Source organism: Marinifilum sp. RC60d5 (assembly GCF_052400665.1).
GTDB lineage: Bacteria > Bacteroidota > Bacteroidia > Bacteroidales > Marinifilaceae > JBQTGK01.
In genome coordinates, this window is the sequence record NZ_JBQTGK010000004.1 from 407,396 (window position 1) to 431,223 (window position 23,828).

Genomic DNA, 23,828 nt, shown 5'->3' on the forward strand with positions numbered 1-23,828 from the left:
CTGCCTAAAAAAACATACAAAAGCGTAAAGGATTATTTATTCTTTGCGCTTTTTGCATAAAGATGGGGAGAATTCTCTTGGTAGGAGTTATTTGATTCTACAGAAACAGAATACAGGTTTTATAGATGTAAGTGATAATATAAAGTGGTATTGATAAAAGAAAATAAATGATAAAACAAGCTATATTATATACGATATTAATCTTCACAATTTTATTAGTTCAATTTGTTGTTCTTTATTTCTTATCAAAGGAGAAAAATAAACCACCATTCAAAGAGAATCTTATATCGTTTATTGGTGCTTCCCTTTTTATCGGAATTATGTTCTCTTTGATTTCTACAATATTTGATTCAATTAATTATAAAATTATTCTTTTTATAATAATGGCGTCTATTATTTCATCTTATTGGTTTATTATTAATCCTTTAAAATACTTATTTAAGGCAAAAAAATATTGTAGGGACAATAAATTAGAGGATGAATTAAAAACAGAAGGATATAACTATAAAATTCTGTTTACTGATCAATTTGTTTCTAATGCACTTGCGACAGGAATAATTCCTTTTTATAAAATAATAATAGTTGGAAATAATCTAAAAGAAAAATTAACTAAGGCTGAATTAAAATCAATCATTTATCATGAAATAGGTCATCATAAAAGAAAACATATTCTCAAACTTTTTTTTGTTAACATCATATTGCAAACTATATTTTTTGTCATGTTTTCAGAAATTCTAAAGCTTCATAATACAGTTGTGTTTGTGGAAGGTCTGCTAGTTGCATTGGTAGGAGGTATTGGTGGTCTTTTATTTTGGTTTATTCCTAACAAAGTTTCTTTTTACTTTGAATACTATGCAGATGAATATTCTGCAAATCATTATGATAGAAGTGCAATGATAGATTCATTAACAAAACTAGATGAAATAACAGGAGGCAAATTTACAAAAGGGAATTCTAACCATCCAAGTTTAGAAAAAAGGATAAATAATATTAAAAAATAATAATCAATTATATTTAATTTTAAAGTTTAAGATTGAAATAGGTTTACTATTTAATTCTGGTAAAGAGGCGCTATTTAAAAAAATATGTTTTCCAATGACCGAAAGGAACACAGATCTAACGGATCTAATGAATAAATAAGGATATAATTGATTTGAGCAAATTCGTATGATCAGTGTGATTCGTGTCCTATTAAAAGGCTTATCTAAACATTAAGCACATACCCAACCCCTCTTATCGTATCAATTTTAATAGAATTATTTTCTTTAAATAATTCCCGTAAACTAGATAAAGTATTTTGTATGCTAGAAATATTTTGTTTTTGTGTTATATCCCAAAGCTTTTCTGCAATTTGTTTTTGACTAATTACCTGATTAGGATTTTTCATCAATAATTCCAATGTGTTTTTCTCGAAAGGACTTAATTTTTTTACCAATATATTCTCATAAAACAATTCGTTAGTATTTAAATTAAGTTTGTAGTCAGAGGTAAACACAAATGCTTTAGATTGCTTTTGAGTCGTAAAACGTTTGATATAAGAGACCAGAATTGGTATAGAAATGGGTTTAGGGATATAAGCATTACCTCCTACATCTATTCCTCTTGTAATCATTTCTTCTTCGGTATGTGAGGATACAAACAGTATGGGTATTTGTGGATAATTAGCAATGATATTTTTTGCTGTATCAATGCCATTCTTTTCCCCAATTTCTACATCTAAAATAACAATATCAGGAGCGAAATCTTCAATAATAGGTATGATTCCAAGCGTAGTGTTCTGAAAATGTACACTATAATTGTAATCTGTTTCCAATACATTACTTATGAAATTGCCTAAATTAATATCGTCATCTACAAATAGTACCTTCATTTTAATTTAGTTGTCGGTTATCAGTTGTGATTTAATTGAAATTTTCTTACTGCTTATGTGAATCAAGAATTAAAATTACAGAATTAATTAAATAATAATAGATTACTTATTGTATTTTCTACCTGAATTTTATTTTTATGGTAAAGGGTGAAATAAGAGATATTTAATCACAAATATACCTTTTGGGCTATTACATTCCGATAGTTATCGCGGCTTCCCTAATAGGGAAGAATTTCTAAATTATGCTGTTGTACACTGTTTTAAGGGTAATTCAATACAAAAAGTACTGCCTTCTCCAATTTTACTTTTCAATTTAATTTTCCCCTTGTGGGCTTTTATAATTTGGCGGCTAAACGATAAACCAATGCCATGTCCTTTTGTATTATTGCTGGAACGATAGAATTCCTGAAAAATTTTTCTTTGTTCGCTTTTGGAAATACCATTCCCTGAATCTTTGATACAAATAAATAGTTCATTTTTATCATTTTTTGTTGTAATGTCTATTTTCGCAGGCGTATTAGAATATTTAAAGGCATTGTCGAGTAGGTTATGTAATGCCATTTCAAAATACAAAGGATCTACTTCTATGTTTAGATCTTTAGGAATATTTACAGTGTATTTAGCCTGTTTTTCCTGATAGATAACATTCAATTCCGATAATATTTCCTCACATTTTTCAGCAAGAGGATAAGCTTTGTACTCCATAGCTATTGCTTTCTTGTTACCACGAAACAAGGTTAAAATTAGCTCTATTTTGCTGCTTAGTTTAGCAATGTTGGTGCTGGCATTATTCAATTGCTTTTGCATTGGTGCCGATTGCTCTTTACCAGCCAGGTAGTCTAAAAAAGTATAGGTGAACGATATGGGAGATTTTAAATCGTGTACAATACCACTTACGGCCTGCTCGCGCCATTGCAGCTGATTTGCTTTTTGTTTAAATTTAAGTAGCAACCAAATCATAAAAATAACCACGAGAATAATGGCTAATCCTGCAATGCTGATAGAGATTAACATTATGCGTAAGAAGGGTAAGGTACTTAGTTTGAAATTGGCTGTAAAAACATAAATTTCTTTTGTGCCCAAAGTAATTGCTATGTGGATATTATTTTGCGACGGTTTTAATGTGATATTTTCATTAGAGTATATCTTATCAATCGTTTTTCCATTTTCTAAAAGCTGCATGCTGTAACTTTCTATAAAGTTCAGTCCTGTAAAATTGTGTCGAAACAATGAGTCTACAACACTTAACTGTATTTTTTTTCTTTTTAGGCTTATATCGGTAAATGCAGCTTCAAACGCTTTATGAAGTGAGAAGTTTGGAATGTACTTGTTTGTATTGATTTCTGTACTTCCTAATTGTTTCGGAGAATTTGGTTGTGATTCTTCTTCGGTTTCTTCAATGGTAATTGTGGTAGTATTGTTTTTTGGGGAATCGGGAGTACTATATCCTTGCAGGGCATGAAAGTTTAGCATGCTTTGCAAACTATTTTCCAGTTTTACTTTAAAAGCTTGTTTTTCTTGTTCCATTTGTTGCTGCAGCCAAATAAGCTGGGAAAAAATAAGCATTGTAAGTACCAATACCATTATTGCAAATAGCCTTTGAAATAATTTACTTTTCATAACGTAAAATTATCTTTCTTTTTAAGAATATGAAATATTTTAAAAAAGAATTATTCTAAATTATAAAAGATCTTCAAAAAAACGCCTCTCTTTTCTCATCAAAATCATCATTTAATTCTCATTACTTGATGAGAATTAAATGAATTTATTAAATGTTTGCTAACGCTGATATTTTCTCTATTTGCACTGTCATTTTTTTATTTGTTCATTAAAATGCTTGTATTTCAATTAACAAACCCAGCTAATTTTGATTAGGTTCCTCACCGAGTACGATTAGAAAGCTAATCGTTTATTTAGAAATTGTATTCTAAATTTAAAGAAGAAAGATCACCATTTTAATTACTTAAAAATTTAAAATTATGTAAAAGTTAAATGGTATTGAAGTATTCGAAAAGTTAAATCAGTGCGAATTATCAAAAGTAAAAGGTGGGGATGAAAGAAATTTTTATGATGTGATTATAGCTGGAAAAAAGCTTAAAGTATATATTAATTAAATCTTAAAGGGTAAAAATATGAGTACTTTAAAAAATTTGAATAACACACATTTAAGTGCTGAACAAATAGAGAGTGTGAATGCAAGTTTGGCAAGTTTGGAGACAGCATTGACAGATACGGTGAGTAACCTGAGTAGTGATGAACGCCGTAAGTATGGTAGCATAAGCGAGCAAAATAAATTGTTTGTGAATAAAGTGAACGATTATGCCATAAATCAGCCGGCTTTAAAAAGCCCTGATGTCGATTGGAATGAGTTTACAAATGACTTTAATAGTCGTACTGTTTTGGAAGGTATAGTTGCTCGATTAGAAAACCTGCTTACTGGGGTTAATAATGCGAAGATCTTGTATGATCATGACAATTATCAGGCAGCCTTGGATGATTATGCCTACACCAACTATAAAACAGGAACTTCTGCGCCGGGTTATGAGGCAAAACAAAAGGATCTTAAACAGTTCTTTAGTCGTACCCAAAAAAACGATGAAGAGCAAACAAGTGAGCAGGAATAAGTTCGCGAATTATATTATTGAGTTTTCGATAGAAGTATTATGGTTCTGCATAGAAGCAGATGGATAGCCAATAGAAGCCTTTAGGTTCTGAATATAATCTTTGGGGTTTTTTATCGAAGTGTTTAGGTTTTGTAAGCCTAAATTTACGGTTCCGAACCTAAACATATGGGTAGAAGACCTCAAATTTTGGCTTACAGAACCCAAACGGAAACTTAAAGAACCACAAATTATCGGTTTCGAACCTAAACGGAATAGTAAAAGACCTAAACGGAACATTTTGGAACCTAAAATGATCCAATGGCATAAATGAGGTAGCCAATGTTGATACAAGCATTTTTAATTCGCACCTATTTTCAGAGAAAATATAATTGTTTTTAAAACATGGTTAACAGTAAATAAGGGGAGCAAATCGCTCTCTTTGTTTTTTTTTTGATAACTTTAGTTATGTGTATTAAATTTATATTGTTGAGTTGTTTGTTAGGCCTTGGATTAAATGCCAAATGCCAGGTGTATGATAAGTTTGGACAGACCAATTGGGTATGTCAATATAGTATGAAATGGAAATTTGATACTTTAAACAATATTGTAAGGGATGATTTAATTATTTTGCAAATAGGAAAAGATATCTCTAAAAACTATAGTTATTATACTTTTCAATCAGATTCTTTGAGAAAGACCTCTAATGGCAAAGAAATGTGGAGCATGTTGTTTAAAAAAGCAATAAAAGAGGCCAATGGAGGTATTCCAACTAATGGTTTTCCTTATAAAAGATCAAAAACATTTGTGTATAAAAATTACCCTGAGGGAAAGATTACAGTTACCGACGGACTTTCCTTGCAGGATTATATTTATGAAGATGAGCTGAATGCACAAGATTGGGAAGTTTTGGATAGCACCAAAATAATTATGGATAATCCCTGTCAGCTGGCTAGTTGTACATTTCGTGGTAGACAATGGATGGCATGGTTTACACCTGAAATTCCCATAAGCGATGGTCCATGGAAATTTGGAGGTTTGCCTGGTTTGATTATGGAGGTGCATGATATTGGTAAGCAATACAACTTTGTGATAATAGGCATAGAAAAAAAAGAAGAACCAATTGTGTTTAGCCAGACTTATGTGGGGAGCAAGAAGTTTGAAAAAACGAAACGACTAGAATTCCTAAAAGCAAAAAAGGCTTACCTAATGAATATGGGGGGTTATATTGAAATGGAAACTGGTATTGATTTAGAAAGTAACTCTTCACAAAAAATGATGCGCTACGATCTAATTGAGCGAGATTATTAGATTGAAGAAATAGTATAAAGAAAATCACAAACTTACTTTTAAATGATTAAAAGAATAGTACTATCGATTAGTATACTGACAACTTCGCTATTTTGTAATGCACAAAAAAGATTGGATGAATCTTTTTTGAAGTGCGCTTATGATTTTGTGTACTTAAAAGATACATTATCATATAAAAAATCAGATGGGGATATGTTGTATCTTCAAATTGGGCATACCTGTTCTAAATGCTATAGCCATTATAGTAATCAGGTAGATTCGATATTTGGCTTGCCTAATAAAGACGATGTATTAAGACGCGCTATAAGTAAAGCATTTGAAACCAATACTGGATATCCTCATAAGCGAATGAAGACTTATGTGTATAAAAATTACCCTGAGGGAAAAATTACAGTTACAGATGGACTTTCGGCACAAGATTATATTTATGAAGATGAATTAAATGCACAAGACTGGGAAGTTATGGATAGTACCAAAATGGTTTTGAATAATCCCTGTCAGCTTGCCAAATGTACTTTCCGAGGCAGACAATGGATGGCATGGTTTACACCTGAAATTCCTATAAGTGATGGTCCCTGGAAATTTGGAGGACTACCAGGTTTAATTTTGGAGATATATGACATTGGTAAGCAATATCATTTTGTGATGATAGGTTTAGAAAAAAAAGAAGAACCAATTGTGTTTAGTAAGACATATGTGGGGAGCAAGAAGTTTGAAAAAACGAAACGACTAGAATTTCTAAAAGCAAAAAAGGCTTACCTAATGAATATGGGTGGTTATATAGAAATGGAAACTGGTATTGATTTAGGAAGTAACTCTTCACAAAAAATGATGCGCTACGATCTAATTGAGCGAGATTATTAAAAAGGGGATTTATTCCATATATAAAAGGTGTTACAATTTTACAAATTATTCTTTACATGCTTAAAAAAATAGTATTATCGATTGGCATACTAACAACTTCGCTATTTTGTAATGCACAGAAAAAATTGGATGAATCTTTTTTGAAGTGCGTTTATGAATTTGTGTACTTAAAAGATACACTAACACACAAGAAGTCAGATGATATATTGCACCTTCAAATTGGGCATAATTGCTCTAAATGTTATAGCTATTACTCATATCAGGTTGACTCTTTACTATGCACTCCGAATTATGACAAAAAATTTTGGAAGATCTTCAATGATGCAATGGATAAGGAAGGGGCTTCATCCTCTAATTATCCGCACAAGCGAATGAAGACTTATGTGTATAAAAATTACCCTGAGGGAAAGATTACAGTTACCGACGGACTCTCATTGCAGGATTATATTTATGAAGATGAGCTGAATGCACAAAACTGGGAAGTTATGGATAGTACCAAAATGGTTTTGGATAATTCCTGTCAACTTGCCAAATGTACTTTCCGTGGCAGACAATGGATGGCATGGTTTACACTGGAAATTCCCATAAGCGATGGTCCCTGGAAATTTGGAGGTTTACCTGGTTTGATTATGGAGGTGCATGATATTGGTAAGCAATATAACTTTGAAATAATAGGTATAGAAAAAAAAGAAGAACCAATTGTGTTTAGTAAGACATATGTGGGGAGCAAGAAGTTTGGAAAAACAAAACGACTTGAATTCTTAAAAGCAAAAAAATCTTACCTAATGAATGTGGGTGGTTATATAGAAATGGAAACTGGTATTGATTTAGGAAGTAACTCTTCACAAAAAATGATGCGCTACGATTTAATTGAGCGAGATTATTAGTTAAAGGCTTATGGATAAGTGATTGTTTTATGTAATTATTATTTATTGGATATAAAGTCTAACTAGGGCAAATAGAGTTCGTTCTAAAATCTAGAATATAAAATTATGAGGTTTTTATTAAAATATTGTTGTGTCTTACTATTTGTTTTTAGTGTTTCGCATCTTAATGCACAAGAATTTGTTGTAAGAGGAAGCGTAACAAATAAGAAAACAAAAGTTCCATTGTCTCATGTTTTGGTAACCATTCGTTCCTCCGAAAATAAGGTTGTAAAATTCACTCAAACGGATCCAAATGGTAAGTATGCTATAAAGTTATCTGATTTCTCAGAAGATTATAAGCTGTATTTTTCTATACTGGGTTATGCATCACAATCTGTTGTGCTGAACAAAGAACAGCAAATTTATGATATTGCTATGATCGAGAAAGCTACTGAAATTAAGGAGGTGATCGTTAAAGCTCCGGGAATTCATGAAAAGGGAGATACAATTACTTATGTGACCTCAAGTTTTGCTGGGGTAGAAGATAAATCGCTGGCAGATGTATTAAAAAAAATGCCGGGAATTGAGATTGAAGAAAGTGGAGAAATAAAGTATAATGGTGTAGCAATCAACAAGTTTTATATTGAAGGGAAAGATTTACTGGGTGGGCGTTACGGCTTGGCAACCAATAATGTTCATCATCAGGATGTGGGAAGTGTGGAAGTAATGGAAAATCATCAACCCATAAAGGCATTAAAAGACATTTCGTTTTCTCAAAATCCTGCTATAAATATCCGACTTAAGGAAGATGCTAAGGCACGCTGGGTAGGTACTGCAAATATTGGTGTGGGTGATGGTGTTGACCCGTTTTTATGGAATACAGAACTTGTGGGAATGCGGTTTACATCTAAAATGCAAACCCTAAACACCTATAAAACGAATAATACAGGAACCAATATTGTAAAGGAAACCAATTCATTCTCTTTTGATAGCAGAGACAATAATTTTCCAAAATCTTACAGTTTGAAAGATTATTTGGAAGTTGAGCCTGATTACCTGAGCGATATTGATGCCGATCGTGTACGTTTTAATGAATCTCATCTAATTAGTACAAATAACCTTTGGAGTCTCGGGAAGGATGCTGATTTGACTTCTCAGGTTACATATACAAATAACAGACTAAAGTCTAATGCACATTCTGTTGCCAAGTACTTCTTGACTGATTCAACTATTGTAAATGAAGAAGGAGAATCGTTTGTTTCACATCAAAATCATTTATCAGGTAATGTGATTTTGAATGCCAATACACCTTCTTATTATATTAAAAACAATCTAAATGCCGATATCTATTGGGATGATATGGATATGTCGATTAGTGGTACATATCCTAATAATCAGTCTGCATCAACTCCTTATCGTTCGTTTTCCAATGACTTCGAGTTGATTAAACGTTCAGAAAATAGTGCGTACACATTAAATTCGTATAATTCCTATCAGGTAAAACATCAGAATTTAGATGTTGTAAAGGAAGGCGATAAAGATCGTCAGGAAATTAATTCCTCAGTATTTTATACAAATACAAATACATCGCTGGCATTTTATTTAAAACCGTTTACTCTATCTATGAAAATGGGAGTTTTAGGTTTAATTCGAAAAATGGATAGTAAGTTGTCGGGAATTCCGAATACTTATGGGCAAGTCGAAAATGATTTGTATGTACATAACCTAACTGGTTTTATTGGACCAGAGTTGGAATATAAAAATAATGGGTTCGAAGCAAAGTTTAATGTTCCTTTTTCATTTTCTCCATACTGGTATCGAGATTATGTAGTAGATGAAAAGAAATCTGTTTCCAAATTTATGATAGCACCACGACTGTATATGCGTTATCATTTTACCTCCCGTTTATCAGCTTCACTTTCTGGCAGCTTGGCTCAACAGCCGATAGAAGAACAGCAGTTTTATAAGGGCTTGTTGCTTCAAAATTATCGAAACTTGTCTCGTGGGATTCTTAATTTCGATACAGGCTTTCGGAAGTCTTTGATGTTGAGTACTTATTATAAAGTACCCTTAAAAGCATTTTTTGCGAATGCAAGTGTAATTCGTTTGTGGAATACAAACAAGCGTATTTCAGAACGATCTTTTATTGACGAATTTATTATAAATGGTTTTAGTCCTCAGAAGAATACCTCCAAAGTGTGGATGGTAAACGGGCAAATTAGCAAAGGCTTAAGTAATCCTCATAATATTTTAAGCATAAGTGCTTCGTATATGGATTTTTGTGGGACCACCTTTCAAAATGACATTGAAACCCCTTATTCATCTACTAGGTGGGATGTGAAACCTAAAGTAAAATTGAGAATGTTTTCCTGGTTGAATGTTTCTTACGAAATGAAATATATGAAAGAAAGTTTGTCCGTAAGCAGCACAGGAACCCATTCATCCTCAGAAATGTTTTCTCAGGTATTGTCAGGAAATTTTGCTTATAAAAATAAATGGTATTTTCAACTATTGGGTGAACACTACAATAACAGGCCATCAAGTACGACTTCGACACATCTTTTTCTTGCCGATGCTGAATTTACATATAGCATAAACAGTAGTTGGGAGTTGAATTTTGCGGCTAAAAATATTTTTGATCAAAAAAGATACACTTACACAATATATGATGCATTAACTAGAGTAGATAAAGAATACATGATTCGACCTCGTACTATAATGGCAAGCGTATTTTTTAGATTCTGATTTAAATAACATGAAACGAGTATAAATAAAAAAAAATCTTAAAAACAGTATGATCAGTATTGTTCGTGTTCTACAAAAATGGAATACAGATTTTACGGATGTAAAGAATAAACACGGGAAAAAATGATTTGTAAAAATCGGTGTCATCGGTGTTCCAATAAGTTAGAGCAAGATTCAACGAGTATAAAGAAAAAACATGGATAATAACAGTTTTATCATTTCCCTAAAAGATCCATTAAAATCTTATTAAAAAAGTAATTGCATGATTATTTCAATTTATGAGAAAGTGTTATTTTTTCCTTATTTACTGATGAAATTTTCTTTTTAGCAGCTACTAAAAACCATGTGAATACCAGAGCTGCTATGGCAATTCCAATTGCATATCCCACTGATACATCAATAGCCAGCCCACCATTTTTGTTCGGAGCAACTAAAAAGTAAGTAACACAAATGGCAGTCATAAAAGTGGCAGGAATACTGATTAGGTAATGATTTTTCTTGTTTATTGCCAAATACATGGCTGCTGTCCATAGCATAAACATGGATAGGATTTGGTTTGATAATCCCAGATATTTCCAGATGGTAGAGAATTCAAGTTGAGAAAGGAAAAATCCAACAGCAAACAAAGGTACAGAAACTAATAATCTGCTTTTAATGGAACTTTGTTTAAAGTGAAACATATCGGCAATGGTAAGGCGAGCGCTTCTAAATGCAGTATCACCAGTGGTAATAGGGCAGGCAATTACACCTACAATCGCAAAAACAGCACCTACTTTTCCTAACCAGGTATTACAAATTTCATTAACAATCCATGCCGGATTGTGTCCCGATGCAAAGCTTTCGTTTAATCCATTGGTATTGCCAAAATAATTCATGGCTGCTGTAGCCCAAATAATTGCCACAATTCCTTCAGCGATCATGGCACCATAGAAAACAGGTCGGCCATAGCTTTCTTTTTTCATACAACGAGCCATCATTGGCGATTGAGTAGAGTGAAAACCCGAAATGGCTCCACAGGAAATAACGATAAACATCATTGGATAAAGGATGTTTTGAGCTGGATTTGCATGTAGATTTTTAAGAGAGCCAAGAGAAAGTTCATTCAAATGAAAACTTCCATTTGTTCCTTTAAAAATCATTACTCCAGCAATACTAAAAGCCATTATTAATAAAGCCGCACCAAATAGAGGATATATTTTTCCTATAATTTTATTGATGGGCAGAAGGGTAGCAATCAGATAATAGGCAAATATTCCATAAAGCCATAAATTTAAACCTCCACCAGTTAGGTCTTTTAACAATCCGGCTGGGCCGGTAACAAAGGCAACACCAACAAATATCAGTAACAAAAGAGTAAAAACCCTAAGTATGTTTTGAATAGATGTACCCAAGTATTTCCCTACTATTTCGGGGAGACTAGCTCCATTATTTCTAATGGATAGCATGCCTGAGAAATAATCGTGAACAGCCCCCATAAAAACACATCCGAACACAATCCAGATGTAGGAAATGGGTCCGTACATGGTACCTAAAATAGCTCCAAAAATAGGACCTAAACCGGCAATGTTAAGAAACTGTATGGTAAACATTTTCCATGTTGGCATGGGAATAAAGTCAACACCATCTTCAAGGCGAACGGCGGGAGTTTGATTTTGATCGTTAGCTCCGAAAAATTTCTCAATGAATCTTCCGTATATAAAATAGCCTAGAATTAATGTAATAATTGCGGTAAGAAAAGTAATCATACTGTACAATTGATAAATTTAGACTCAAAATTAATGATTTTGAATTAGTAAACCTTTGTTTTATTTTAAGAATTATCTCTTTTATACTAAAAGTAGAATTGTGAATACGTACTTTATTATAAGGCTTTCGAGCTTATTTGCAAGAGGAGATTTGGATATGTGTTGTATTGCATCTTATTAATTACAATCTAGATTTGTTTTAAGAACTCTAATCTTTATATTTGCTAAATTCCGATTATCATGGATATTTGGTTCAAATAAAATCATATTAATAGAATTATTGAGTGTTGAAAAATAATAATTAGTGGTTCGCTGATTGTTGGCAAAATAATATCGAATACACAATCGATTGTTTTTGTTAATTCTAATAGTCAGCATCAAAAACTGATGATAAAATACATATAGAATGAAAGGTTTAAAAATTGTTGTTCTTGCAAAGCAGGTTCCTGATACCAGAAATGTTGGGAAAGATGCAATGAAAGCGGATGGAACTGTAAACAGAGCTGCTTTGCCGGCAATCTTCAATCCCGAAGATTTAAATGCCTTGGAACAAGCACTACGTTTAAAAGATAAGTACGAAGGAACAGAAGTTACTCTTTTAACTATGGGACCAGGTAGAGCTGCCGAAATTATTCGTGAAGGTTTGTATAGAGGTGCTGATAATGGTATCCTTTTGTCTGATCGTGCATTTGCGGGTTCTGATACTCTGGCAACATCTTATGCGCTATCGTGTACCCTTAAAAAAATGGGTAAAATTGATGTGATTATTGCAGGTCGTCAGGCTATTGATGGTGATACTGCTCAAGTAGGACCACAGGTTGCCGAAAAACTTGGTTTTCCACAGATTACTTATGCTGAAGATATTGTATCGGCAGATAAAGGTAAAATTGTTGTAAAGCGCCGTTTAGAAAGAGGTGTAGAAACTGTTGAAGGAAAAATGCCAATGGTTGTTACTGTAAATGCTTCGGCTCCGGAGTGTCGCCCTCGCAATGCGAAGTTTGTAATGAAATACAAGCATGCAAAAGCGATTTCTGAAATGCAAAATGAAACAGAAGATTATATTACATTACACAACGATCGTCCTTATTTACATATAGGTGAGTGGAGTGTAAATGATATTGAAACCAATTCTGAAGAACTTGGATTATCAGGATCTCCTACAAAGGTAAAAACTATTGAGAATGTAGTTTTTCAGGCTAAAGAAGCAAAAGTTCTTGAACCTACCGATGCCGATATGGGTGAGTTAATGAAAGAGTTAATTGCTAATCACACCATTGGATAATTGTTAGAGACGCAGCTGGCTACGTCTGTGCAGAGAAATTCATATTCTGTGCTAACAAAAGTGGAATTATAAAAAGATTATACCGTGAATAACGTATTTGTATATTGCGAAATAGAAGAAGGACAAGTTGCCGACGTAAGTCTTGAACTTCTTACCAAGGGTAGAAAACTGGCCGACGATTTAAAGTGTGAGCTGGAAGCTATCGTTATTGGACATGAATTAAAAGGCATTGAAAAGCAAATTATGCCTTATGGAGTTGATAAAGTATGGATTGCTGATGATAAGCGTTTGTATCCATACACAACACTTCCTCATACTTCTATCATTGTAAAATTATTCGGAGAAGAAAAACCTCAAGTTGCTTTGATGGGTGCTACTAGTATCGGTCGTGATTTAGGACCTCGTGTTTCTTCTGCTCTTCATTCTGGATTAACTGCCGACTGTACAAGTCTTGTAATTGGAGATCACGAAGACAAGAAAAATAAGAAAGAATATAAGGATCTGTTGTATCAGATTCGTCCTGCATTTGGAGGTAATATTGTTGCAACCATTATTAATCCTGATTGTCGCCCACAGATGGCTACAGTTCGCGAAGGGGTTATGAAGAAAGAAATTCTTTCGGATGCTTACAAAGGAAAAGTTAATAAGTTGGATGTTGAAAAGTATGTAAATGCTGAAGATTTTGTTGTGAAAGTAATTGAACGTCACATGGAGAAATCTAAAGTAAATATCAAAAATGCTGGTATTATTGTAGCTGGTGGTTATGGTGTGGGTTCAAAAGCAAATTTCGATTTGTTAACTGAATTAGCCGAAGTAATTGGAGGAGAAGTTGGAGCTTCTCGTGCTGCTGTTGATGCCGGATATGCATCTCATGAGCGCCAAATTGGTCAAACTGGTGTTACCGTGCGTCCTAAGTTGTATATCGCTTGCGGTATTTCAGGACAAATTCAGCATACTGCAGGTATGGAAGAATCGGCAATGGTAATTGCAATTAATACCGATAAGAATGCACCAATTAATGCTTTCGCTGATTATGTAATTACTGGTGATATTGCAACGGTTTTACCAAAAATGATTAAGCAGTACAAAGAGAATACAAAATAATAGTTGTTAGCCGTTAGCAGTTAGCTATTAGCAATACTAAGTATTTTATTGCGACATAGCTAATGGCCAATAGCCAAAAGCTAAGGGCTTTTTTAAGAATTAAAAAATAAAAGAAATGGCTAATTTCTATACAGATAATGAGGATATGAAGTTCCACCTGGAACATCCTTTAATGAAAAAAATTGTTGCACTTAAAGAGCGCAACTTCGAAGATAAAGACAAGTACGATTATGCTCCTCTTGATTTTGAGGATGCAATGGATTCTTATGATCGTACATTAGAAATTGTAGGTGAAATTTGTGGTGATATTATTAGTCCTAATGCCGAAGGTGTTGACCAGGAAGGACCACGAGTTGAAAACGATCGTGTTATTTATGCTAAAGGAACTGCTGAAAATCACGAAGCACTTACAAAAGCAGGTTTAATTGGTATGTCTCTTCCTCGTGAGTACGATGGATTGAATTTTCCAATGGTCCCTTATGTAATGGCTGCCGAATTGGTGTCTCGTGCCGATGGTGGATTTGCTAATATTTGGGGACTTCAGGATTGTGCCGAAACAATTCACGAATTTGCTTCTAAAGAGCAGAAAGAGAATTATTTACCACGTTTTGCCAAAGGTGCTACTGCAGCAATGGATTTAACTGAGCCAGATGCTGGTTCTGACCTTCAGGCGGTACAGTTGAAAGCAACTTACAACAAAGAAGAAGATCAGTGGTATTTAAATGGTGTAAAGCGTTTCATTACTAATGGTGATGGAGATGTTTCATTGGTTCTTGCTCGTTCTGAAGACGGAACTTCTGATGGTCGTGGTTTGTCAATGTTTATCTACGACAAAGCAAATATGGCTGTTAAAGTTCGTCGTATCGAGCATAAAATGGGTATTATTGGTTCTCCTACTTGTGAGTTGGTATTTACCAATGCTCCTGCCGAATTGGTTGGATCTCGTAAAATGGGATTAATCAAATATGTGATGTCATTAATGAATGGTGCTCGTTTAGGTGTAGGTGCTCAGTCGGTAGGTATTGCCGAAGCAGCTTACCGCGAAGGTTTGGCTTACGCTCAGGAACGTCGTCAGTTTGGAAAAGCAATTATCGAATTTCCTGCAGTTTACGAAATGCTTACAAACATGGAAGCTAAATTGAATGCTTCTCGTTCGGTATTGTATGAAACTGCTCGTTTTGTGGATGTTTACAAGGCGTATTTCCATATTTCTCAAGATCGTTCTTTAGATAAAGAAGAAAGAATGGATATGAAAAAATATCAGAAATTAGCTGATGTGTTTACTCCATTATTGAAGTTGTTTGCTTCTGAATACTGTAACGAAGTTGCTTACGATTCATTGCAAATTCACGCAGGATCAGGGTATATGAAAGATTACCCAATTGAGCGTTTGGTTCGCGATGCACGTATTACTAATATTTATGAAGGAACTACACAGTTGCAAGTTGTAGCTGCAGTTCGTGGTGTAACTACCGGTGCTTATTTGGCTCAAATAAAAGAGTACGAAGCTTCCGATTTAAATCCTCAGTATGAGTATTTAAGAACTACCTTAAAAGGTATGACTGCAATGTATGAAGAAGCTGTTACTAAGGTACACGACATTAATACTAGTGCAGATCACAATGATTTCCTTGATTTCCATGCCCGCAGATTGGTTGAGATAGCAGGTTATATTGTAATGGGATATTTATTGTTATCAGATACATCCAGAAATGATAAATACAAAAACTCTTGTGAGGTATTTATAAAAATGGGTAAAGCTAAAGTTGCAGCTCATAAAGAGTATATTATGTCTTCAGAATTGAAAGATCTAGGTATTTTCAAAAAATAATAGACTTAAGTCTTAATTTTAAGAGGTTTCCATTATGGGAACCTCTTTTTTGTGCTTTAATATTATTGGTGTTTAAACATAATTTAAGATTTAAAACGTATAGAGTATTAGTTGATTTGCTTTAATTTCGCCTCAATGTTAAGGTATTGTTAAGGTGAATTAACGTTTCCTTAAAATATTTATTTGTTTCTCTTCATAGAAAGAAATTAGTTTTGCTGCAGAATATTAAGGAAATGTGTCAGTTTAATTACATATAAGTTTATATACTACAAAAACAAACCATAATGAAAACAAAGAAATTATTTATTGGTGTCATCGCATTATTTTTGGGGTGTAATCTTATTGCTCAGGAAAAAGAAGGGTTTATTCCATCTGGAAAGGCAAATGGAAAAGTATTCTTTAATTATCATTACGATATGACTGATGGTGAAGAACAAGAAAGTAGCTTTGAAATAAAAAGAGCTTACTTAGGTTACGATTATAATATTGCCAAAGGATTAAAAGCAAGTATCACCCTTGATATTGGTAAGAATGATGGAGGTAGCGATTATACAGCTTATCTTAAAAAAGCTCAGTTGGAATGGAAAGCATCTTCTGCAGTAAAAGTTTCGTTGGGTATGATTGGAACCGTGCATTTTAAGGAGCAGGAAAAATTCTGGGGATATCGGTATATTATGAAATCTTTTAACGATCAGTATGGTTTTGGTTCGAGTGCTGATCTTGGTATTAAGGCAAATTTTAAATTGAATGATAATTTCTCGGCTAATGCTTTTGTAATTAATGGTGAAGGATATAAGAGTGTTCAGGATGAAGATGGTAAGCAAAAAATTGGTGCCAGCTTAATTTATAAGCACAAAGGTTTAATTACTAAAATATATGCCGATGCAAATTCAGCAAAAATTGTTGATGAGGAAGGAAATGAAGATGATGTAACAGTATCGGCATTGGCTTTTTTTGCAGGATATAAATTTTCTGATAAATTTAAATTGGCTGCAGAATATAATCAGTTGATTAATGGTACAAAATATTCAAATATAGCAGATCATTATGATATGGAGGGTTTGTCGATATATTCGACCTATACTTTCGATAAAAAATGGGAGGTGTTCGGGAGATATGATTATCTGACTTCAAATACCTTAGAAGGGGAAAGTGAAAAATGGAACATCGATAATAATGGTAGTGCTATTACTGCTGGTGTACAGTATGTTCCTGTTCGGAATGTGAAAATGGCATTTAATTATCAGGGATTCAATTATAAATCGTTTGGAATTAATGACAATTCATTATTATATGTGAATTTGGAATTTAAATTCTAAGTAAAATATAGATTAAGCTATTAAATTATAAATCTTGTTTGTAATAATTTTTTTCTGTTATTGCAGTCCAGATTTTTTTGAAAATCTAATTTAAATAGAGATAAGAGTGTTGAGCAGTATGATTTATAAAAGCGAAATAAGATTTTTATGGTTTTATAATTTGAGTCTAAGTGTCAAAATACTTGTATCTATACTAAGCTAAAACAACTAGAAACATTAACAAATTGGTATTTGCTGTTTAGTATTAGTAATTTTCTAAAAAAAGCAGGCTAAGGGTAAAAGGTAAAATGTTTACATAAAAATTAATAACGGGAGGTAATATGTATCTAAAAAGTAAAATATTTAATTAATTAAATTTATAGATATAGAGTGATTTAGAATAATAAATTCATTACTTTTTATTTGTTCGAATAATATTTTATTAATACGTTTGCGCATTATAAGGCGAACCCATTATAGGAATGGGTTTTTTTATAAACTTACTACATAGTAATACAAGATACAATGTACAAATATGCATATTGTCATATAGAGTATGTGATAAGATTATGTATTTTACAAAATATTAACTAATTATTATGTAATAAAGTTAGTGCAGAATAATTTAATAGGTAATTGAAATTTCTGTTTAAATAATTGCTTATAAGTATAAGATATTACTGAAATGAGTAGAAAATTATTTTTCAAGAAAAATAAACAGGTGTTGAATTGAGACAAATAAATGCAAAATAGGAGTATTGTTAAAATACTTCTATAATAATCAAAAATAATCACTCAAAATTTATTTAAATGATTGGTTTCTTAAAACCGGCAGCTCACAAGGAATTGCTTCCGGAAAATAAAATCGACTCTAGCTACAAACGATTGCGATTGCAGGTTTTTGTAGGTATTTTTTTAGGTTATGCAGGCTATTATCTTGTAAGAAAGGTATTCTCTTTAGCCATGCCAGATTTAATTGCTTTAGGTTATTCTAAAACAGAATTGGGATTCGCATTGTCTGGTGTGTCAGTGGCTTATGGTTTAAGTAAGTTCTTAATGGGAAATGTTTCGGATCGTAGTAATGCGAGGCGTTTTTTAACATTAGGACTAGTTCTTTCGGCAGTTACAATGATTGCAATGGGATTACTGCCAGTAGCAACTTCATCTATTGCGATTATGTTCGTTCTACTTTTAATGAATGGATGGTTTCAGGGAATGGGATGGCCTCCTTGTGGTAGGGTAATGGTGCATTGGTTTTCAATAAGAGAACGTGGTACTAAAATGTCGGTTTGGAATGTGGCACATAATGTCGGTGGTGGTATTATTGGCCCACTAGCTATTTTAGGTGTGGCAATATTTACCGATTGGCATTCTAAATTGTATTTCCCTGGAATTGTTGCTTTAGGAGTTGCTTTTATTGCCTGGTTGCTAATTAGAGATACTCCTCAGTCTTGTGGACTTCCTAACATTGAGAAGTTTAAAGATGATTATCCTGACTCTTATTCTGAAAAATTCGAGGAAGAGATGACAGCAAAGGAAATCTTCATGAAATATATTCTGAAAAACAGACTTTTATGGGCTATTGCCTTTGCTAATGCTTTTGTTTATTTGGTGAGATATGGTGTGCTCGATTGGGCTCCTTTATATCTTGAAGAAGCAAAAGGATTTTCTATAAAAGAGTCGGGTTGGGCTTATTTTGCTTACGAATGGGCAGGAATACCAGGGACCTTACTTTGCGGATACTTAAGTGATAAAGTGTTTAAAGGGAAGCGTGCTCCGGTAAGTATTATATACATGATATTGGTATTTGTTTCGGTATTTATGTATTGGACAAGTGAATCAATTGTGGCAAATTCTGTAGCACTGGTATGTATTGGCTTCCTTATTTATGGACCAGTAATGCTAATTGGTGTTCATGCACTGGATTTGGTTCCTAAAAAAGCAGCCGGAACAGCAGCCGGATTAACTGGATTGTTTGGTTATATGGGAGGAGCTTTATTCGCCAATATTGCCATGGGTGCCGTTGTTGATTCCTGGGGTTGGACTGGTGGTTTTATTGTTCTTTTGGGAGCATGTGTAGCCTCAATTGTATTAATAGCTATGTCTTGGGTTCTTGAAAATAAAGGACATAAAGGATTACACTAGTTGAATTTTATTGTGAAATCATTCTGCTTATAGATGGTGAGCAGATTGATTTTACTTCTAGATATTATTTCTAAAACTATTTACAAACTATAATTTAAAACAAATGAAAAACTTAAATGTGAAGAATTTGTTGGCAGGAGCACTTATCTTGTCAAGCATTGGGTTCGCAGGGTGTGAAGATGATACCCCAGACTACAATGAGCTTAATAACTACCAAACCTATCCGCTAAAAGAACTTAGTGCAGAGGCAAAAGTAGTTCGTGATTACGTTAAAGCTGATGCTGTAATTGCACACCGTGGTTCTACTTTTTGGGCTCCTGAAGAAACAGAAGCAGCTTATCGTTGGGCTCGTAATATGGGTGCCGATTATTTAGAGCTTGATCTTCAGAGAACCAAAGATGGTGTATTACTTGCTTTGCACGATGGAAATCTTCGTCGTACTTCTAATATCGAGAGTGTTTTTCCAGGACAGGAAGATTACCCTGTAAGTGTTTTCACATTAGCACAATTGCGTCAATTAGATGCTGGTTCATGGTTTAATATTGATGAACCTGAAAATGCTCGTGAATCATTCGTAGGGCAAAAGATTTCTACTTTGGAAGAAGTATTAAAGATTGCTGAAGGTTATAGAATTAGTCGTGATGCTAATGGAGAGCCAGTAAAAGATATGACTCGTTTAAATGAAGACGGAACTTGGGCTGGATATTATGAGTTCGAATCAGATCCTTTGGATAATGGTAATCGTCCTGGTGTATATGCCGAGACTAAAGAGCCATATTTATTCCCTAATATGGAAGAAGATTTAGCAGTATTCTTATCCGCTCAAGGATGGAATGTAACTGATTCTCCAAAAGTAATTCCTACAATTGCTGGAAAAGTAGACGTTGCAAATACTATGGGACGTTTTATTTTACAATCATTCTCTCGTCAGTCTATTGTATCATTAGAGAAAGTACTTCCAGGTGTACCTAAATGTATGTTGCTTTGGGAATCAGAAAGTTCTTCTTATGTTCGTCCTTCGAATACAATCGAGTCTTTGGCCGAATTTATTAACTTTTCAGTAGATTATAATTGTCATATTGCAGGTCCTTCTATTGCAGGTACTCCAAACGATTATCCTGAATTAACAGAACCTTGGATGTGTGAAATGTATCACCGTGCAGGTATGATTGTTCATGCTTATTCTTTCGATACTGAAGATCAGTTGAGAAAATACAACGGAGATTATTTCTATGGTGGTGTTTCTCGATTCGATAATCCTAATCGCGAAGTTAGTGGTGATTTTAAGTATGAAATTAGTCATGATATGTTCATCGATGGTGGATTCACTAACCTGACAGATTTGTCAATGGAATATCAAGGTCGTGAGTTAGTTGGAACAGCTCAGGAAGTATTGGATAATTTAGGCTACTAATTGTTAAATCTATAATAGATAAAGATATGTTAAAAAAATTATATATCGCTACACTAGCTTTAGGAATGGTAGCGACAAGTGCAGTAGCTCAGGAAAAAGAAATGACTGCTGAATCGAATAAAGGTGGGATTGTATTAACCTCTGCAGATAAAGAATATCAGGTTAGCTTAAATGGTAGAATCTACATGGATGGAGTTCACTATTTCGACGATAAAACCGATTTAAGTGACGATACTTCTATTGAAGATATTCGTTTTGGAACAACTGTAAAATGGGGAAAATGGAGTGCTAAGGTTAATGTTGGCTTTGGTAACGATGAAGTAAAAATTAAGGATGCATTTTTGAGATATAAGCATGCGAAGAACAGTACTTTTACTGTTGGTAATTTCTTTGAGCCATTTGGTATCGAGGCCGCTGCTTCTAGTAAAGAACTTCGTTTTATTGGTGCTTCTAATATGACTCAGGCAATGGGAATTGGTCGTAGTATTGGTTTAGGTTATACTTATTATACCGATAAATTTTATGGATCAACTGGTTTGTTTGCTGGTTCGGTAGATAATAATAACGATGGAGACCAAGGGTTTGCTACCACTACTAAAGTAGCGTATACTCCAATTGTAAACGATGATGTTACTTTTCAATTAGGTGCTTCATTTACTTACCGTATTCCTGAAGCTAATGGTTTCAACGAGTCTTTTAACGATGATGATTATAACCGCGAAGTTGTATTGTCAGCTGGCCCTGAGCATAAATTCTTAAATGCTGATATTCAAGGTGCAAGAACAGATATGCGTTTTAACTTCCAAACATTGGTTTTGAGTGGTCCTTTTATGTTGCAAGCTGAATATACTCAGACAAAAGTAACTCGTGACGATGATTATGTTTCTAGACTAATGAATGATAATCCTTATTGGACTCATACTGCAGGTGGAGGATATGCATGGCCAACTACTCCTGGTGATTATCCAAGTTGGTATGGCGAAATGCGTGATATTGAAACTTCTGCTTACTATGCTCAAATTGGTTTCCTTTTAGGAGATAACTATGCTTATAATTCATCATCTGCTTATATCAAACGTCCAAAAGCAGGTACTTTCGAGTTTCTTGTTCGTTACGATAATACTGATTTGAATGATATCGATGGTACATATTTCAATGGATCCTATGGTCCTGCTGATTTAAATGCAGCCTTAGGTGGACAAGGAAATATGAGTATTCAGGGTGGAAAAGCAGAAACTTATAGCGCTGGTGTAAATTATTATTTAAACAGCAATGTAATGTTCCGCGTAAATTATAGCTATATGGATGTTAACAACTGGCAATATCCGTTAGACGAAAAAATTAGTATGGTAAAAGCTAGAATTCAAGTGAATTTCTAGAGTTTAATCACAACATTTATATTAAAAAAGTGAGACAATTTTTATTGCTTCACTTTTTTTTTATGTTTTTATCGAGATGTTATGTATCATAGGTGTTCCTATATCTAATTATTACTTTTGGGAATTAAACTAATATGCCCTAATAAAAGACCCAAAATGAGAAGTTATTTTCTGATAGGCTTTTTCTTGTGCTTCATTACAGGAAGTTTATTTTCACAAGAGCCCAATCACCTTAAGTTTAAAGTAAATAAAGGAGCGCCGCAATTTGCTAGCGAAAATGAACAGTTTAAATTCGGATTAGGAGGGCGTGTTTATTTAGATGCAGCAGCCTATTTCGATGATAAAACAGATCTTGGAAGTGGAAGCGAAATGCGTGATGCTAGAATTTGTTTTAAAGCTGAAGTCTTAAAAAAATGGAATGCAAAAATTAATGTGGGTTTTGCCGGTGGAGAAGTTTCCTTAAAGGATATTTACTTGCAATACAATATCAGTACAAATAGTTATGTAAGAGGAGGAAACTTACTGGAACCATTTGGTATTGAACAAACCGAGAGTTCTAAAACAACTAAATTTATGCATGTGGCGAGCACGGTTGAGGCTTTTCGTCCGGGAAGAAATTTAGGGGTATCCTATGTAAATTGGGGAAAGAAACGATATTGGGAAATTGGTTTGTTTGGCAGCGATATTAATAATACTACAGAAGGAGATGAAGGATACGGATTAACATCTCGATTTGCTTATGCTTTATTAAATAGCAATGCAATTTTTCATTTGGGTGCTTCGGGTACATACCGAACAGCCGATTCAAATGGTTTTGCAGATGATGGAACTGAAAATGCTAAATCAATTCGTTATCGATCAAGAGCTGCTACTCATATTGAAAGAAGAAGGTTTATCGATGCTGAAATTGAAAATGCTGAAAGTCAATTTAAGCTGGGGTTGGAAATGATAGCTGCCAAAGGACCAATATCATTGCAAGGAGAGTATATGGAAGCATCGGTAAATAGAAAATTATTGAACGGTAACTTTTCTGCTCACGGATGGTATGCACAATTTGGTTTTTTATTAAAAGGAGGAGATTATAAGTACAAAATAAAATCGGCACGTCTTTCAAAGCCAAATCCTAAATCGCTTGAATTTTTAATTCGATACAATAAAACCGACCTTAATAATTCGAATATCGGCATTATGGGAGGTAAACAGCAAGATGTAAGTTTGGGGTTTACCTGGTATGTAAATTACAATGTTTTAATGAAATTCAATTTTTCTAATGTCGATTTAGATGAAAATGCCTTGAATGAAAAAGAAAATTTTAATATGATTCAAACACGATTACAGTTTTCATTTTAAATGATAATATTTATCTGCTACAGG

17 protein-coding genes are annotated in these 23,828 nt (G+C 33.6%); 14 read left to right on the forward strand and 3 right to left on the reverse strand.

Annotation, left to right across the window (positions count from 1 at the left end; translation table 11 throughout):
* Nucleotides 1–167 precede the first annotated feature (167 nt).
* Nucleotides 168–1,001 carry a M48 family metallopeptidase gene (locus ACT3CE_RS11790; RefSeq protein ID WP_444709967.1) on the forward strand — a complete coding sequence of 278 codons (834 nt, stop codon included), beginning with the start codon at nt 168–170 and terminating at the stop codon, nt 999–1,001.
* Nucleotides 1,002–1,204: 203 nt separating this feature from the next.
* Here the strand turns inward: ACT3CE_RS11790 and ACT3CE_RS11795 are convergent, their stop codons facing one another.
* Both ACT3CE_RS11795 and ACT3CE_RS11800 read right to left on the reverse strand, forming a co-directional pair.
* The gene (locus ACT3CE_RS11795; protein ID WP_444709968.1) at nt 1,205–1,870 is read right to left on the reverse strand and encodes a response regulator; all 666 of its coding nucleotides are present in this window, start codon (nt 1,868–1,870) and stop codon (nt 1,205–1,207) included.
* A 240-nt stretch (nt 1,871–2,110) separates the two neighbouring features.
* Nucleotides 2,111–3,490, reverse strand: coding sequence for a sensor histidine kinase (locus tag ACT3CE_RS11800; protein WP_444709969.1), 1,380 nt, complete (start codon nt 3,488–3,490; stop codon nt 2,111–2,113).
* A gap of 512 nt (nt 3,491–4,002) precedes the next feature.
* Between ACT3CE_RS11800 and ACT3CE_RS11805 the strand changes: the two genes are divergently transcribed.
* The 5 genes from ACT3CE_RS11805 to ACT3CE_RS11825 all read left to right on the forward strand — a co-directional run bounded on the left by ACT3CE_RS11805 (nt 4,003) and on the right by ACT3CE_RS11825 (nt 10,256).
* On the forward strand, nt 4,003–4,494 hold the full coding sequence (locus tag ACT3CE_RS11805) for a hypothetical protein (protein WP_444709970.1): 492 nt from the start codon (nt 4,003–4,005) through the stop codon (nt 4,492–4,494).
* A 465-nt stretch (nt 4,495–4,959) separates the two neighbouring features.
* On the forward strand, nt 4,960–5,781 hold the full coding sequence (locus tag ACT3CE_RS11810; RefSeq protein WP_444709971.1) for a GLPGLI family protein: 822 nt from the start codon (nt 4,960–4,962) through the stop codon (nt 5,779–5,781).
* Nucleotides 5,782–5,823: 42 nt separating this feature from the next.
* Nucleotides 5,824–6,645: a GLPGLI family protein gene (locus tag ACT3CE_RS11815; RefSeq protein ID WP_444709972.1), complete on the forward strand. Its 822-nt coding sequence runs from the start codon at nt 5,824–5,826 to the stop codon at nt 6,643–6,645.
* Nucleotides 6,646–6,701: 56 nt separating this feature from the next.
* Entirely contained in the window at nt 6,702–7,532 is an 831-nt protein-coding gene (locus tag ACT3CE_RS11820; protein WP_444709973.1) for a GLPGLI family protein, read from the forward strand.
* 105 nt (nt 7,533–7,637) lie between these two features.
* On the forward strand, nt 7,638–10,256 hold the full coding sequence (locus tag ACT3CE_RS11825; RefSeq protein ID WP_444709974.1) for a carboxypeptidase-like regulatory domain-containing protein: 2,619 nt from the start codon (nt 7,638–7,640) through the stop codon (nt 10,254–10,256).
* 266 nt (nt 10,257–10,522) lie between these two features.
* Here ACT3CE_RS11825 and ACT3CE_RS11830 read toward each other — a convergent pair whose 3' ends face one another.
* Entirely contained in the window at nt 10,523–12,001 is a 1,479-nt protein-coding gene (locus ACT3CE_RS11830; protein ID WP_444709975.1) for a carbon starvation CstA family protein, read from the reverse strand.
* 406 nt (nt 12,002–12,407) lie between these two features.
* On the opposite strand from ACT3CE_RS11830, the gene ACT3CE_RS11835 reads away from it, so the two are divergent.
* The 8 genes from ACT3CE_RS11835 to ACT3CE_RS11870 all read left to right on the forward strand — a co-directional run bounded on the left by ACT3CE_RS11835 (nt 12,408) and on the right by ACT3CE_RS11870 (nt 23,804).
* Nucleotides 12,408–13,283, forward strand: a complete 876-nt coding sequence (locus ACT3CE_RS11835; RefSeq protein ID WP_444709976.1) for an electron transfer flavoprotein subunit beta/FixA family protein — start codon at nt 12,408–12,410, stop codon at nt 13,281–13,283.
* A gap of 84 nt (nt 13,284–13,367) precedes the next feature.
* Complete coding sequence (locus ACT3CE_RS11840) at nt 13,368–14,387, forward strand: electron transfer flavoprotein subunit alpha/FixB family protein (protein WP_444709977.1); 1,020 nt, start codon at nt 13,368–13,370, stop codon at nt 14,385–14,387.
* 115 nt (nt 14,388–14,502) lie between these two features.
* Nucleotides 14,503–16,218, forward strand: a complete 1,716-nt coding sequence (locus ACT3CE_RS11845; RefSeq protein ID WP_444709978.1) for an acyl-CoA dehydrogenase family protein — start codon at nt 14,503–14,505, stop codon at nt 16,216–16,218.
* Between the two features lie 284 nt (nt 16,219–16,502).
* Nucleotides 16,503–17,537 (forward strand): outer membrane beta-barrel protein, encoded by a 1,035-nt coding sequence (locus tag ACT3CE_RS11850; protein ID WP_444709979.1) that lies wholly within the window; start codon nt 16,503–16,505, stop codon nt 17,535–17,537.
* A 789-nt stretch (nt 17,538–18,326) separates the two neighbouring features.
* Nucleotides 18,327–19,661, forward strand: coding sequence for a glycerol-3-phosphate transporter (gene glpT, locus ACT3CE_RS11855; protein ID WP_444709980.1), 1,335 nt, complete (start codon nt 18,327–18,329; stop codon nt 19,659–19,661).
* Between the two features lie 103 nt (nt 19,662–19,764).
* On the forward strand, nt 19,765–21,075 hold the full coding sequence (locus ACT3CE_RS11860) for a glycerophosphodiester phosphodiesterase family protein (RefSeq protein WP_444709981.1): 1,311 nt from the start codon (nt 19,765–19,767) through the stop codon (nt 21,073–21,075).
* 26 nt (nt 21,076–21,101) lie between these two features.
* On the forward strand, nt 21,102–22,454 hold the full coding sequence (locus ACT3CE_RS11865; RefSeq protein ID WP_444709982.1) for an OprO/OprP family phosphate-selective porin: 1,353 nt from the start codon (nt 21,102–21,104) through the stop codon (nt 22,452–22,454).
* A gap of 156 nt (nt 22,455–22,610) precedes the next feature.
* Entirely contained in the window at nt 22,611–23,804 is a 1,194-nt protein-coding gene (locus ACT3CE_RS11870) for an OprO/OprP family phosphate-selective porin (protein ID WP_444709983.1), read from the forward strand.
* The last annotated feature ends 24 nt before the right edge of the window (nt 23,805–23,828 follow it).